This window comes from Lysinibacillus sp. BPa_S21 (assembly GCF_023337795.1).
GTDB lineage: Bacteria > Bacillota > Bacilli > Bacillales_A > Planococcaceae > Lysinibacillus.
In genome coordinates, this window is the sequence record NZ_JALIRS010000003.1 from 21,984 (window position 1) to 37,536 (window position 15,553).

The window sequence follows — 15,553 nt, forward strand, 5'->3', positions numbered from 1 at the left end:
AATATTATCTAGACATAAAAAAATCCTTTATAATGGTTGGGTGGTAGTAAATCATCCAAATCCAAAATAAAGGACATAAGCATGGATAAGTTTACACAAAAACATCTGCTCCCTCTCTGTTAATTCTAAACACCTATTATTTCGTTTGGTGCTTTAAACATAATCCTTTCATATTTCATCATTAAAATACCATCACTGTAGTTGCCTATTTTCTTCACATTCGTTTTACCATTTATATTGTTTACTAATAATTCAAGGAAGTTTACACCGCACCCGTAAGCACATATATAGTTCGCACCAAACCTAGGATTAATTTCCCCTATATAATATTCTCCATTAACCTTGAACACATCTACATCAATAGGACCAGTAATATTGAGTTTATTAGATAAATCTTCAATAAAGTCAAATAACTTCTGATCCTTATAAGAAATGACTTTATCAGCGCCACCTATAGTCATTGAGAGTTTTTCCTTTGCAAATATCGATACCATTTTTTGTGAATAAATATCAATATATGCATCTATATCATACTCAGTACCATTTAAAAACTCCTGTATTATATTTTTATGTCCATTATGAAAACTCTTTTCTAGTTCTTTCATATTAGTACATTTAATAACTCCTCTACTACCATCAGCACTATTTGGTTTGACTATTACAGGGAATGATATTTTATTTTTACTATAATCATCTTCAAACGTTTCTAAATCATTGTATGACTTTGCACAACGAATCCCATTTGTTGTCAAAAATTCATACGTTAAATACTTGTTATCGCAAATCTCTGCAGCACTTAGATTAGGTAAGATTGGGATAACCCCAATTTCTTTAAATTTATCAATATTTTTAGAAAGAACCATTATATCTTTATCTAACATGGTTAGAATTGCTTTAACATCATTCTCTTTACAAATTTCCAAAAGTTCTTCAACATAATTATCATCTTCTAGTGATGGTACTATATATGAATTTTCCACTGAATATAAGGCTGGTAGTATATTTGAATTTCCTGTAGCTATTATCCCCATGTTAAATTTCGCAAATTCACGATTAAATACTTCTAACATTTCTACTCTTCTTCCTGGACAGCTAATAAGAATATTCATCCGCCATTTCTCCTTTTAAGTTCATCTTGGCCTATAAAAAAGGCATTTTATTATCTTTGGATCTATATATTCTTTTGTTAAAAGTACAGATTTATAGTAAAAAAAATATTTTTGAATCAAGCCAAAAACTAATACCCGTTGCTGGGATGATTGCTTTTTTGACTTTCTTCATCGTTAATTACTTGTTTGTTATAAAGCTTATCTGTAATTGTTTTAACTTTTGTTGTGCTTGTTCCTTCGTTCTAGCTACTGTACCAAAGTAAAACTTACATTTTGGCTCTGTTCCGGAAGGGCGAATCGCTATCCATGATTGATCTTCTAATATAAACTTTAAGACATTTTCTTTAGGTAATCTAATTGAAGAAATCAAGCCACCTTGATGAATGGCTTGTTGCGTTAAGTAATCTTCTATTACCATTACTTTTTGACCTGCAATGTCAAATATTCTATTTTCCCTAAAGTTTTGTAGTAAAGCTTGCATTTCCTTTTGACCAGAAATGCCTTCAAATATTTGTGACTGTAATGCTTCTTGATAATAGCCATATTTATTAAATAAACTGTCCAAAACATTTAGTAACGTTTGTTGTTTTGTTGCATAATAGGCTGCCATCTCTGCTACTACCAACGCAACTTGAACAGCATCTTTATCACGTACAAAGCTTTGAACCAAGTAGCCATAACTTTCTTCATAGCCGAATAGGAATATTTTTTCCTCCGATTTATCATACTCAGCAATCTTTTCTGCAATATATTTAAAACCTGTCAATGTGTTCACAGTTTCAACTCCGTATTGTTGAGCAATTACTGCACCAAGTTCAGAGGTAACAATTGTTTTAAGTAATACGCCGTTTTCAGGTAGCGCATTTTTTTCTTTTTTCGCCTCAAGCAAATACTGTAAGATTAGTGCACCTAGCTGATTTCCTGTTAATAATTGATAACCTTGCTTTGTTATCACTGCCACACCTAATCGATCGGCATCTGGGTCGGTTGCTAATAGTATTTGTGCATCTGTCTCGTTACCTTTTTGTATTGCATACATAAAGGCTGCTGCTTCCTCTGGGTTTGGATAAGAAACCGTTGGAAAATCTCCATCTTGCACGGCTTGCTGTTCTACAATATGGACATTTGTAAAACCAAATGCTTGTAAACCTTGTTGTACCGGTATTAGCCCTGCACCATGTAAAGGTGAGTAAACAATTGGTATAGAGAAGTCGATATTTGTACGTTGTTTTAAAGCGAGTAATTTTTCTTGATAGGCTTGGTCAATATTAAGTAACACCCATTCTACAGTTCGATGCTGTTCTAATATGTGCCATGGTGTTGTTGGAATGTCAAAAATATTTTGGATATCATCGAATTTTTCAACGATAGTTTGAATGGCAGATGGCGTCAGTTGTGCCCCGTCCTCCCCATAAACTTTAAAACCATTATATTGTTTTGGATTGTGACTAGCAGTAATGACAACTCCTGCAAAAGCGTTTAAATACCTTACTGCAAAAGATAATTCAGGTGTTGGGCGCGCATCGCGAAATACGAATACTTTCACCCCTAATGCCCCCAGCACTTGAGCTGTTTCAATAGCAAAATCCTTTGAGAAATGCCGTGTATCATAAGCAATAACAACACCACGCCGTTTGGCTACTTCCCCATTTTCTGTGATATACTGCGCTAGCCCGTATGCAGCTCTGCGAATTGTGTAGATATTCATCCGATTTGTACCTGCACCTAACACACCACGCATACCTGCTGTACCAAATTGTAGGTATTGATAAAATCGATCTTCAATTTGTGTTGCATCATTTACAATGGCTAGTAATTCTTTTTTTAAATGGGAAGGAACAGTTTCCTTTATCCATTGCCTGTAATGATCTTCTACTTTCCTCAATATGACACCTTCTGTTCATTTAATAATTCCAATGGCATGTAAATCTGTAGAGACGTTTATATTCCTAGGCCCAAGTTGTATCGGGCTACATAATACTTTATATACCATCCACGATATCAATAATGACATTAAAGCTTTCCGTATTTTTTACTTACATATCTCTTAATATAAGTTCACTTCTTCTGTTAATGCTTAAAAATCTTCCACCATTTCCTCACTTCGATTTTACAAGGTTCTTGTATAATAAAAGGCTGGTTTTCAATTATTCTTGCATTGTTTTCGAGTAATATATCGATGGAATCTAACTCTTTTTTCTTTTCTAAATAACAAAGCCCAGCATCAAAAAAAAATGGTCGAGATGATTGATTGTGAACATCCGATCCATACGTATGAACTAAATTAGCCCTTACTAGTTCAAGGGAGCGCTTTTGTATTGTACGACCAAAATAACCAGCTAAGCTGCCAGCAGTTATTTGTGCTTTTGCTCCTTCACAAATTAATCGTTCTAAATTAACAGGCCTTTCAACAATGGCTTTATTTCGTTCTGGATGCGCAATTATTGGGGTAATTCCTTCAGACAGTAATGCACGAATAATACTTATTGTATAAGCAGGTACAGTATAGGATGGTAATTCTAAAAGCATATAATTTGAGCATGCTAATGTGTGGATTTGATTTGTTTTATAGAGTGGAATGATTTTTTCTGATAATCGTACTTCATGTCCGGTAAAAAGGGTTAGAGGAATACTTTTTTTTGTGAGTTCAGATTGTAATAAGTGAATTTGATTTTTCACTGCGTTATAATTTGCATGATATAGTGGGTGATAGCAATGGGGAGTGGCTATTATTTCTTTAATTCCTTCTTTAACTGCTTGTTCAAACAATCGCATAGTATCTGCCATCGTTTTTGGTCCATCATCTACATTCCATAAGATATGACTATGCATATCAACCATTAACATCCTCCTCTCTAATTAGAAAAGGTCCAATACTTTTATTATGCTCAGTCTATAAATATTATGAGTACTATTAAGGAAGTGGTTATTGGATAACTAAAGAGCAAATAAAAAGGCAACTCTTTGTTCGAAACCGAACAAGAAGTTACCTATTTTTTCGTGTTTAATTTTAATTGCTAAAGTTTTCAGTATCCTCATTAAATAAGAAAAACATTTCGAGCCCGCAATCCGCGACAAGGTTTCCTGTGATTATCTGGTGCAAATATCCACCTATTATATCGACTCGAAAATTCTATTCTTCTTTTGAAATAAAATCTTTAATGATTTTATTTCGCATATTCCACGGCACGTGTTTCACGAATAACCGTTACTTTAATATGACCTGGATAATCGAGTTCTTCTTCGATACGCTTACGGATATCTCTCGCTAAGCGATGTGAAGCTAAGTCATCAATTTTTTCAGGTTGTACAATTATACGGATTTCACGACCAGCCTGAATCGCAAAGGATTTTTCTACACCATCATAGCTTTCGGAAATTTCCTCTAACTTTTCAAGTCTACGGATATAGTTTTCAAGCGTCTCACTTCGAGCACCTGGACGAGCTGCTGATAACGCATCAGCTGCAGCAACTAATACGGCAATAACAGATGTTGCTTCTGTATCACCATGGTGAGAAGCAATACTGTTAATAACGACCGGATGTTCTTTGTATTTTGTTGCTAATTCCACACCGATTTCGACATGGCTACCTTCAACTTCATGGTCAATTGCCTTACCAATATCATGTAATAAGCCTGCACGGCGAGCTAATGCTACATCTTCACCGAGTTCAGCAGCGAGCAAGCCTGCTAAATATGCAACCTCAATTGAATGTTTTAGGACGTTTTGTCCATAACTTGTACGGTATTTCATGCGGCCTAATATCTTCATTAAATCTGGATGTAAGTTATGAATGCCTATTTCAAATGTTGTTTGCTCACCAGTTTCGCGGATTTGTTCATCCACCTCACGGCGAGATTTTTCCACCATTTCCTCAATTCGAGCAGGGTGGATTCGGCCATCCTGTACAAGTTTTTCAAGTGCAAGTCGAGCCGTTTCACGACGAATTGGATCAAAGCCTGATAAAATAACCGCCTCTGGAGTATCATCAATAATTAAATCTATACCTGTTAGCGTTTCCAAAGTTCGGATGTTACGACCTTCACGACCAATAATACGACCTTTCATTTCATCATTAGGCAAGTTCACGACAGATACTGTTGTTTCTGCAACGTGATCCGCTGCAAAACGTTGCAATGCCAATGATAAAATTTCACGTGCTTTTTTATCTGATTCTTCTTTCGCACGTGTCTCAGCTTCCTTCGTCATCACAGCAATATCAGTTGCTAGCTCTTTTTCTACTTCTCCTAAGATAATAGCTTTCGCTTCATCTCTAGTTAAAGCGGAAATTCGTTCTAACTCCGTTTTTTGCGAGGCAACGAGCTCGTCCACTTTGCTTTCCATCTGTTCAATATGCTGTTGTTTTTCGCTTAGAGCTTGTTCTTTACGCTCAAAGCTTGCTTCTCTCTTATTTAGAGCATCATCTTTGCGATCAAGATTCTCTTCTCTTTGCAATAAACGGTTCTCTTGTTTCTGAAGTTCTGAACGACGTTCACGAATGTCATTTTCTGCTTCAGTACGAAATTTGTGAGTTTCATCTTTGGCTTCAAGTAGTGCTTCTTTCTTCAATGCCTCCGCTTCTCGTTTTCCTTCTTCAACGATTGTTTCAGCGACATGTTTAGCACCAGTGATTTTTGAGTCATTCACTTTTTTCATGTAGATATAGCTAACAGCGGCACCAACGATGAGTCCAAGCAAAGCGGAGATGATAGTAATTCCATCCATATGAACACCTCCTCTTGCTATTTGGGTATTACAGTTTCAGTCGGCGCATACATCAATTTCGACTTGGTATGATGCGAAGATCTAATGTAAAATCTTATTATTCATTTCTTTCAAAATCCTTGACATCTGCCAGAGTCTTCATCTTCGTTTTAATAGGTCTTCAACGCCCTCTAAAATGAAGTCAGAATGTACTGCCTATTTAAAGTCATAATTCAGAAATTATACATATTTAATTGTATAGCTAGCCTCAATCTCTGTCAAGGATAGTCGGGCATCTGTTCGCCCTTTCAAGAAAAAAAGTCAGTCATATCCATTAAGAGAATTAATTACCTAATACTTTTTACACTAATGCTTATTTTAACTTTTATCTTTAATGCGCAGAAACAGTACTTAGGAATTACTTTTGAGCTTAAATGCCTTCTTGAATGTCTTCCATAGCTTTTGGGGTTAAGCCAAATATATGGATATCCTAACAAATATTATAAAACCACATTCTTCCGTATGTGTAAATAAAAAAAATGCATTGCTCCCACTATAAAGAGTGGGAACAATGCATTTATATTATTCATCCTCAAGAAGAAGCTTTAATTCATCATCCATTTCTTCCTCATCATCATGAGCAGCAATTGTGTATGATGAAGATGCAATGCCGTAAGAAGCACGGATTTTATTTGCGATGTCATCCAGTACCGCTGGATTTTCTTTTAAATACTGTTTCGCATTTTCACGACCTTGACCTAGGCGCTCATCACCGTAAGCATACCAAGAACCGCTTTTTTGAACGATGTCTAATTCAACACCTAAATCGACTGTTTCGCCCTCTTTTGAAATTCCTTCACCGTACATAATATCCACCTCAGCTGTACGGAATGGTGGTGCTACTTTATTTTTCACAATTTTAATTTTTGTACGGTTACCCATAATGTCATTGCCTTGTTTAATAGCTTCTGCACGACGTACTTCTAAACGAACGGAGCTGTAGAATTTAAGCGCACGTCCACCAGGTGTTGTTTCTGGGTTCCCGAACATAACACCGATTTTCTCACGTACTTGGTTAATGAAAATAGCAATCGTTTTTGATTTGTTGATCGCACCTGAAAGTTTACGTAACGCCTGCGACATTAAACGCGCTTGTAAACCAACATGCGAATCACCCATATCCCCCTCGATTTCCGCTTTCGGAACTAATGCTGCTACTGAGTCGATAACGATGATATCGATAGCACCACTACGTACTAATGCTTCTGCAATTTCAAGCGCTTGTTCCCCTGTATCTGGTTGAGATAATAGAAGCTCATCAATATTAACGCCCAATTTTTGTGCATAGATTGGATCTAACGCATGCTCAGCATCGATAAACGCTGCTTGTCCACCATTTGCCTGAACCTCTGCAATGGCATGAAGAGCAACAGTTGTTTTACCTGATGATTCAGGGCCGTATACTTCAATAATACGTCCACGTGGGTAACCACCAACACCTAATGCAGCATCAAGTGCTAGCGAACCACTTGAAGATGTAGCGATTTCTAAGTCAGTCTTTTCGCCAAGTTTCATGATAGAACCTTTACCAAAATTCTTTTCAATTTGTTTTAACGCCTGTTCTAAGGCAGCTTTACGATCACTCATTCATTTTCCTCCTTCGAAAACTGTTCACTGTTTTTCTCTATCTCTACTATACTTGTTTTTAAGAGAAGACGCAAGAAAAAAGCGAACGTTTATTCGTTTTCCTTCAAAAATAAAAATTTGGGTAACTTTCCATTACCCAAATTTCTATTTTTAACTATATTATGGATCATCAACAAAACGTGTGGTTGATTTCCGTTCCGATTAGGCGCTTTCCTGGGGGCGTCCGATGAGCCGCTTCACTCGCGCTGCTCGCTCCAGGGTCTCATCTGTGACGCTAATCCCCAAGGAGTCGCCCAATCTCCACTCCAATCAACTTATTTAAAAGTAGACTTTTAACAAAAGTCATCCATATCTTTTGATGATGAACCAATACCAGGGCAGAATTGATTAACTTTTTTTAAAGCCTCTTTCTGCCAAAAGCTGCATTAAATAATGACAAGTAAATTTAGCTGCGCGCAGTCGATTGGTATTACGCATGCCCGATAAATGAAGTAAATATGTTATCGGTTTCTCATCGCCAATGGCAATACCAATCCAAACCGTCCCCACTGGCTGATGATCATGGGCTGTAGGACCTGCAGCACCTGTTAATCCGACACCAATATTCGTATCAAACTTTTCACGTACAGCACTAGCCATAGCTGCTGCACATTCACTGCTGACAATCCCATGTGTCGTTAGTAATTCTTTAGAAATACCAAGCTGCTTTATCTTAGCCTCTTCTGTATACGTCACAACGCCACCCACAAGGGCATCCCCTACACCAGGTATTTCGGCAAGTTCTGACTGAAATAATCCCGCTGTTAAACTTTCAGCCGCAGAAATTGTTAACTTATTATCTAGTAACATTTCTACTGTTTTAGAGGCAAGTGAATCATCATCCATACCGTATTGATAATCTCCTACAAGCGCTTGGATCTCTGCTACCTTTGCAGCTATAAGCTGCTGCGCTTCTTGCTCAGTTTCTGCTTTGGCAGTTACACGCAATGTAACCTCACCGTCAGAAGCAAGTGGCGCAACTGTTGGGTTAGTTTGCGAATCTAAAATATTTTGAACACGTACTTCAAGCTCTGCCTCTCCAATACCATAAAAACGCATAACATGTGATTGTATAACCCCTCCAGCGTTTAACATCGCACTAAGCTTTGGCTTTGCTTCAAACTGGAACATTGGCTCAAGCTCTTTTGGTGGCCCTGGAAGCAAAATATACGTACGCTCATCCTTTGTTACGATCATGCCAGGTGCCATACCGTGATGGTTTGCAAGCACCTCACTACCTGCTAGTATTAAAGCCTGTTTACGATTATTATCCGTCATTGGACGCCCTCGTTTTGCAAAAAACTGCTCAATAGTAGACAGTGCGGTAGCATCAAAATCGAGAGTAACGTCAAGATGACGCGCAATTGTTTCCTTCGTTAAATCATCCTTTGTAGGACCAAGCCCTCCAGAGAAAATGATTAAATCAGCACGAGACTCTGCAATGGAAATAGCCTCTTCTAAACGTTGTGCATTATCTCCTACAACCGTATGATAATACACGTTTATCCCTAATTCGGACAATTGACTAGAAATAAATCTTGCATTTGTGTTCGAAATCTGACCAAGCAATAACTCTGAGCCAACAGCAAGAATTTCAGCATTCATGTTCCTCAAGACCTCTCTTATTTAGACTCAAGTAAGACACGGCGATTTAGATAGAAATAATCCCATCCAGACCATAGTGTAAAGAACAAGGCAATATAAAGCATAATTGCATCAAATGGAATACCAATAAGTATAAAGATTGTATTGTGTAAAAGTGCGGCTCCGATCGCCACAATTTGAGCCCACGTTTTAATTTTACCAAGCTGGTTGGCTGCAACTACTTCTCCTTCACCTGCCAATATCAAACGAAGGCCAGTTACTGCAAACTCACGGCTAATAATAATTATGATGACCCAGGCAGGCGCCATTTCAAGCTGTACCATTAAAATAAACGCTGCAGAAACTAGTAATTTGTCAGCAAGTGGATCTAAAAATTTACCAAATGTTGTGACAAGATTATACTTACGTGCATAAAAACCATCCACCCAATCAGTCGTTGAGGCAATAATAAAAATAAGTGCACCTACAAAATGATGAACTGGCATCGTCGCACCGAATAGCGACATTGTTCCCCAGCCAAAATCAAACATCATAACAATGACAAAGAACGGAATAAGTAAGATTCGAGAGATGGTAATTTTATTTGGAATGTTCATTTTTCTAACACCTTTCATGATGAAAGAAAGTAGTCATCACTAGATGACTACTACTCTTTATTGAAATTGATGACGATGTTTTGCGTTACAATTTGCTGTGCATACGTTAAAGGCTCGTCATTAATGTATACTTTAGCTTGCGATGAATCACCTAAACGGATACGGGCGTAATTTTGAGAGGTTGCATCGAATTCTACTACTTCTCCTGCATTATATACACGAGTATCTGGTAGTACTTCTTGTTGCTGCTGGTTTCGAATACCGATGAATGTAGGACCGGAAACCTCAATACGTATTTTAAATGTATCGGTACCTGTTAACGTATAAGAAGTTGTAGCACCATCCGCTTCAATAGCTCCAGCTGAAATGGATTGCTTAGCCTCATCAGTTTGCTTTTCATCAGGTTTTTCTGAATCTTTGGAATCTGTTGAGTTTTGTTTGTCATTTGTTTGAGCTTTCTTTTGCTCTTTTTCTTTCTCTTTTTCTGTATCTATTGGTTTAATATTTGTATCATATTGCATTTCTGATGGATTTGTACCGTCTGTATCATTTGGCCCTGCACTATTTCTATTCTGCATAAGCACCCAAATGACCACAATAATGACAATGATAAATAAACCAACGATTATTTTCGGCATTGCCTCCATCATTCTAGTTGAAGGGCCCTTTGAAACTTTTCTTCTACTTGGACTATTCGTCATCGATTGACTTACTTGATTGTTTGGAGTACCTGGTAGCTCATTTTTATAAGTTTCTAAAATTTCCTCTGCGTCCAAACCAACAGCGTCGGCATATTGTTTAATAAAAGCTCGTACATAAAATGAACCAGGCATTATTGAATAGTTACCTTCTTCAATACCTATTAAATAACGCTTTTGAATCTTTGTTATTTCTTGTAAATCGTCTAAGCTGTAGCCTTTAGACAGTCTCGCTTCTTTCAGTCGAGTCCCTAATTCTGCCACTAATAACACCTACTTTAATATCAAATTAAAAATTAAATCCACCAAATGAATTGGATTCTGACATCACATGGTTTTTTTCTATTATTTCATACGTAATTTCTTCATCTGGGTGATGACGCAATTCAATGATATAATCAAAATCCTCTATCCTATATTCTGAATGCTGAACAAACATGTCTGGATGCTCGACGACCTTAATGGAAGGCATACTCATCATTTCACGTACTAGTTGCAAATGTCGCTCATCTGATGAACGACGTGTCACAATGCCATCTAATATAAAAATATTATTGTCACTGAATTCATCGCCAGCGAGTTTATTGCGAACAGTCTGCTTAATCATTGTAGATGATAAAAAAATCCATTTTTTATTGGCACATACACTAGCCGCCACAATCGATTCAGTTTTTCCAACACGAGGCATTCCACGTATCCCAATGAGCTTATGCCCTTCTTTTTTAAATAGCTCAGCCATAAAATCAACTAAAATACCAAGTTCATCTCGTACGAAGCGGAAGGTATTTTTTTCATCTGCATCTCGAGGAATATAACGACCGTGCCTAATGGCTAATCGATCACGAAGTTTAGGTTGTCGAAATTTGGTCACGTTAATATGTTCCATTGTCGAAACAATTGTACGAAAACGCTCAATTGTCTCATCGTTGTCTGTATGCACTAACATACCACGTCGATCCTCATCGACACCATTAATTGAAATAATATTGACACGAAGCATCCCTAAAAGTGAAGCAATATCTCCTAATAATCCAGGGCGATTCACCTGAATTTCATATTCAAAGTACCAATCGCTCAAACACACTCGTTCCCTTCCTATTAGTTAACGTAAAAAATCCTTTATAAGTTCCATCATAGCTGATTTTTTATGTAATGGAAAGTTAGAATACATGGAATTATGGCGTTATTTTTAAAAACTTACTATTTTTTTTTCGAACGTACAAAATAGGCTTACATACGTTCCCTTTTCAACGTGGAAATTATTTTTTATACAGAAAAAAAGAGGAGAAAGGTTCTCCTCTTTTTTTACTGTACATGCTTATTTTGCACAAGTTTAACGACACAATTCGCCAATGAATGTTTTTCTTCTTCAGAGGCAACGCTCCATAAATCCGACAAAACTCGCTCTTGTTCATTTTTAGGATCGACATTTGTCGCCAAATATTCTCCAATTTGTACAGCAGCTTCTTGGATCATTTTCGTTGGCATACCGCTTGATTCTGCTCGCATAACATTTTGACCTAAAAATGATGTCCACTTTTGCCAGTTTTCTAAAATAGTCATATGTTTCTCCTCCTTTACACATGTAGTATGTGCAAAAAAGAATTTTATATGTACCAGCCACCGTTTAATCGAATAATTTGTCCTGTTACATAATCTGCTTTTCCAGAAAGATAAAAACTTACCATTTCGGCAACATCCGTTGTTTGTCCAATGATACCTAGCGGAATGTCCTCTAAAATATAGTCAAGCTCCTCTTCACTCAGATGACTGTTCATCGAGGTATTAATAAAGCCAGGTGCAATGGCATTAACACGAATACGTGACAGCGCTGCTTCTTTCGCATAGGACTTTACAAAAGCATGCTGGGCGCCCTTCACAGTGGCGTAAAGTGCTTCGCCAGCCGATCCAGCTTCACCCCAAATCGAACCGATAAACAGCACATAGCTAACATCATGAGCGCGAAGCTTTGATGACAGTAATGCCGTCAGACGCATTGGATTTTGCACATGGACACGCCATAAAGCATCCATATCCTCCACCGTAGTATCTTCAAGCAGCGCATAATGTGCTTGACCATTGGCAAAGACAATTGCTTGTACATTAAAAATTTGCGATGCTAGCAATTGTGCCCCAGACGATTTTGAAAAGTCTCCCTGTACAAGTAAAAACTCCTGTGCAGGGAAGCTTTCTGAAAGGGAGCAGTATAAAGTCTGTGCTGCTTTTTCATTATTTGAATAGTGTATGTAGATGGACCAACCGTCTTCTGCCAGACTTTGACAAATAGCACGACCAATCTCACCCGATGCACCTAACACGAGGGCAAACTTTTTCACTGTACGCCCTTCTCTGTAGGTAAAATTTTAAAGACTGTTTGTTGAGATTCACCTTGAATAGAAGAAAATGCTTTTTTCAAATCTTCAATCGTTAGTTCTTCTAGTACAGGCACAACATCGAACAAATTCATATCATTAAACGAATAACGTGTAAATTGGTTGGCAATAAATTCAATAGAGTTCAGTGCACGTAGGAAGAAACCAATTTTTTTACGTTTTACTCGTTCTAAATCAGCATTTTCAAATTGTGCATTTCCATCATGCTTTGCTAATTCATCCTTAATAGCTTTCTCTAATGCAGCCGGATCTGTAGAATCTGAGCCAATCATAGCAAAACCAAAGCCATTTTCTAACGTGAAATCAAATGCATACGTTTCATCGATTAAGCCATCATCATAAACATGCTCATAAAATTTAGATGTACGTCCAAAAATAAGTTCAAGTGCAATTTGAACAGATAGCTCATGTTTTAACATGTCACGACCAGAAAGATTTGTTTCTTTTGCTTTTAAGCCGATATAGACCTTAGGCTTTTGTACATCCATATGCAACTCACGTTCTTTGATAGCAACATCTGTCGGCTCTTTTTCGAAGAAGCGTTGAATCGGCGTTGGTTCAGGGAATTCTTTTTTGCCTTGATTGTCACGAATAAACGTCATCATTTCATTAGGATCTACTGCGCCAATGACAAACAATAACATATTGGACGGATGATAAAATGTGTTGTAGCACGTATATAAATGGTCCGCAGTAATGCCATCAATCGATTCTATCGTACCAGCGATATCAATTTTTACTGGGTGATTATGATACATATTTTCGATTGTGCCAAAGTATAGGCGCCAATCTGGTTGATCGTCGTACATCGTAATTTCCTGACCAATAATGCCCTTCTCCTTATTAACTGTAGCTTCTGTAAAGTAAGGCTCTTGAACGAAATTTAATAATGTTTCTGTGCTGTTATAAATATTGTCCGTCGAAGAAAATAAATATGCAGTACGTGTAAATGATGTAAAGGCATTGGCTGAAGCGCCGAATTCACTAAATTTTTGGAAGACATCTCCATCTTCTTTTTCAAACATTTTATGTTCTAAAAAGTGGGCAATACCATCTGGCACTGTTATGCTTTCCGTATCACCAAGCGGTACAAATGTACGATCAACAGAACCATACTTAGTGGTGAACGTTACAAATGTTTTAGAAAAACCTTTTTTCGGTAAAATATAGACATCTAAGCCATTCTCTAATTTTTCGTAATACAATGTTTCATCTAATTGTTTGAATTCAATAGTTTTCATTGCGCGGCTTGCTCCTTTCCACATAAGAAATAGACCGCCTCTAGCTGTACTTGCTTCGCCATTTCAACAATATTTTCCTTTGTCACAGCTTTCCATTTATTTGCCCAAGCTTCAACAGAGAACTCTTCGGGTAAATCTTTATATTGGTCAAAAATTTCTATTTGTCCACGGGCAGAGTCTAATGCTTCTTTTAGCTGATTCGTTAGCATTGCCTTTGTTTGCTCAATTTCCAAATCTGTAATATCACCTGCTTGCATAACAGCAAGTTGTTCTTTAATTAATGATAGTGCTTTTTCTTCATTTTTAGGTTCTATCCCAGATACAACAAAGACTAAGCCATAATGTGATGCATATGAGCTTGACGCATAGTAGGCTAAACTTTCCTTTTCACGAACATTCATAAATAATTTTGCATGAGGATACCCACCGAACACGCCGTTAAAGATTTGCATCTTGGCGAAATCAGCATCGCCAAATCGTACAGGTGTACTAAAGCCAATATGCAGCTTTCCTTGCTTCATATCCTGCTGCTCGCGTACATAATCATTTTGTGGATGCTGTTGCGGAAGAACAGCAGGGATTTCCTCAGGTGTACGATCTTTAAATGGTAGCGCTTTTTGTAGTTTTGCTACGATTTCGTCTTCATTGATATCACCTGCGACATAAATATCTATTTTATCGTCAGCAAGCATGGATTGATATGCTGCAAACAATGTCGTAGGGGTAATTTTTTGAATGTCCTCGACAGTTCCGTTAGCAGAAATAGAGGCTGGTTCATTCGGACGTAAAATTTGTTGAATACGTTGCTGCGCAAAACGTGATTTATCGTCAAAAATGGACTCAATACGCTGAATAACCGTTTTCTTTTCACGTTCCACAATCGATTCTTTAAATACACCGTTTTCTAAATTCGGTTCAAATATTGCTGTGTGCAATAAATCAAGTACCTCGTTTAAAACACTTGTATTTGCCAAAAAATGATCATTAACAGTTTCTACATTCATCAGTACTGTATGTTCATTACCACGTTTAGATGTGTCAAAATATAACACTGTGCCATACAAATCATCCAAAAAACTGCGGAATGCAGCTGTTGTCTGATAGGTAGCATTGCTATGTTGCAATACATTTGTTAACACTGTGCGTTCAGACGCATTTGTGGCCGTTAATGCTCTTCTCCATTTAATTGAAAAATTCACGGTTTTAAATTGGGTCGTTTGTCGGATATGCAAATTGACACCTTTTGCAAAAGGTATTGTTTTAAACATATTAGAACCCTCCTTATCTTTCTTAATATAACAAAGTACTACACATACTATACATGTCTATTGTCTATAATTGCAAAAAGAATCCAAAGTATGTATATGAAAAGTATGGAAATTAATTTCGTTGATTGAATTATCCTGTTCATACTTGTCAATAAAGATCCGTCTCCAACCATTATTTTCCCAAACACTTGAGATATGTACAAGGAAAAAGACTGAGCATTTTCGCTCAGTCTTTCGTATCAACATTGTCT

13 protein-coding genes are annotated in these 15,553 nt (G+C 37.2%); all 13 read right to left on the bottom strand.

Annotation, left to right across the window (positions count from 1 at the left end):
* Positions 1 to 125: 125 nt before the first annotated feature.
* A complete protein-coding gene (locus tag MOK21_RS06035) occupies positions 126 to 1,109 on the bottom strand; it encodes an ATP-grasp domain-containing protein (RefSeq protein ID WP_249073055.1) in 984 nt (327 codons plus the stop codon).
* A 178-nt stretch (positions 1,110 to 1,287) separates the two neighbouring features.
* Positions 1,288 to 2,994, bottom strand: coding sequence for a phospho-sugar mutase (locus MOK21_RS06040; RefSeq protein WP_249073056.1), 1,707 nt, complete (start codon positions 2,992 to 2,994; stop codon positions 1,288 to 1,290).
* 185 nt (positions 2,995 to 3,179) lie between these two features.
* Positions 3,180 to 3,950 (bottom strand): tyrosine-protein phosphatase, encoded by a 771-nt coding sequence (locus tag MOK21_RS06045; protein WP_249073057.1) that lies wholly within the window; start codon positions 3,948 to 3,950, stop codon positions 3,180 to 3,182.
* Between the two features lie 326 nt (positions 3,951 to 4,276).
* Complete coding sequence (gene rny, locus MOK21_RS06050) at positions 4,277 to 5,836, bottom strand: ribonuclease Y (RefSeq protein WP_249073058.1); 1,560 nt, start codon at positions 5,834 to 5,836, stop codon at positions 4,277 to 4,279.
* 561 nt (positions 5,837 to 6,397) lie between these two features.
* Positions 6,398 to 7,462, bottom strand: coding sequence for a recombinase RecA (recA, locus tag MOK21_RS06055; protein ID WP_249073059.1), 1,065 nt, complete (start codon positions 7,460 to 7,462; stop codon positions 6,398 to 6,400).
* A 387-nt stretch (positions 7,463 to 7,849) separates the two neighbouring features.
* Complete coding sequence (locus MOK21_RS06060; protein ID WP_249073060.1) at positions 7,850 to 9,106, bottom strand: competence/damage-inducible protein A; 1,257 nt, start codon at positions 9,104 to 9,106, stop codon at positions 7,850 to 7,852.
* 17 nt (positions 9,107 to 9,123) lie between these two features.
* The gene (gene pgsA, locus MOK21_RS06065; RefSeq protein WP_249073061.1) at positions 9,124 to 9,702 is read right to left on the bottom strand and encodes a CDP-diacylglycerol--glycerol-3-phosphate 3-phosphatidyltransferase; all 579 of its coding nucleotides are present in this window, start codon (positions 9,700 to 9,702) and stop codon (positions 9,124 to 9,126) included.
* Positions 9,703 to 9,752: 50 nt separating this feature from the next.
* Positions 9,753 to 10,673 (bottom strand): helix-turn-helix domain-containing protein, encoded by a 921-nt coding sequence (locus MOK21_RS06070; protein WP_249073062.1) that lies wholly within the window; start codon positions 10,671 to 10,673, stop codon positions 9,753 to 9,755.
* A 16-nt stretch (positions 10,674 to 10,689) separates the two neighbouring features.
* Positions 10,690 to 11,478: a DUF3388 domain-containing protein gene (locus MOK21_RS06075; protein WP_249073063.1), complete on the bottom strand. Its 789-nt coding sequence runs from the start codon at positions 11,476 to 11,478 to the stop codon at positions 10,690 to 10,692.
* Positions 11,479 to 11,705: 227 nt separating this feature from the next.
* Positions 11,706 to 11,963: a DUF3243 domain-containing protein gene (locus tag MOK21_RS06080; protein ID WP_249073064.1), complete on the bottom strand. Its 258-nt coding sequence runs from the start codon at positions 11,961 to 11,963 to the stop codon at positions 11,706 to 11,708.
* 44 nt (positions 11,964 to 12,007) lie between these two features.
* A complete protein-coding gene (gene ymfI, locus MOK21_RS06085) occupies positions 12,008 to 12,736 on the bottom strand; it encodes an elongation factor P 5-aminopentanone reductase (RefSeq protein WP_249073065.1) in 729 nt (242 codons plus the stop codon).
* The gene (yfmH, locus tag MOK21_RS06090) at positions 12,733 to 14,034 is read right to left on the bottom strand and encodes an EF-P 5-aminopentanol modification-associated protein YfmH (RefSeq protein WP_249073066.1); all 1,302 of its coding nucleotides are present in this window, start codon (positions 14,032 to 14,034) and stop codon (positions 12,733 to 12,735) included. Before yfmH ends, ymfI begins: the two co-directional genes overlap by 4 nt.
* Positions 14,031 to 15,302: an EF-P 5-aminopentanol modification-associated protein YfmF gene (gene yfmF / locus MOK21_RS06095; protein WP_249073067.1), complete on the bottom strand. Its 1,272-nt coding sequence runs from the start codon at positions 15,300 to 15,302 to the stop codon at positions 14,031 to 14,033. The genes yfmH and yfmF overlap by 4 nt, the downstream gene beginning before the upstream one ends.
* Positions 15,303 to 15,553 lie beyond the last annotated feature (251 nt).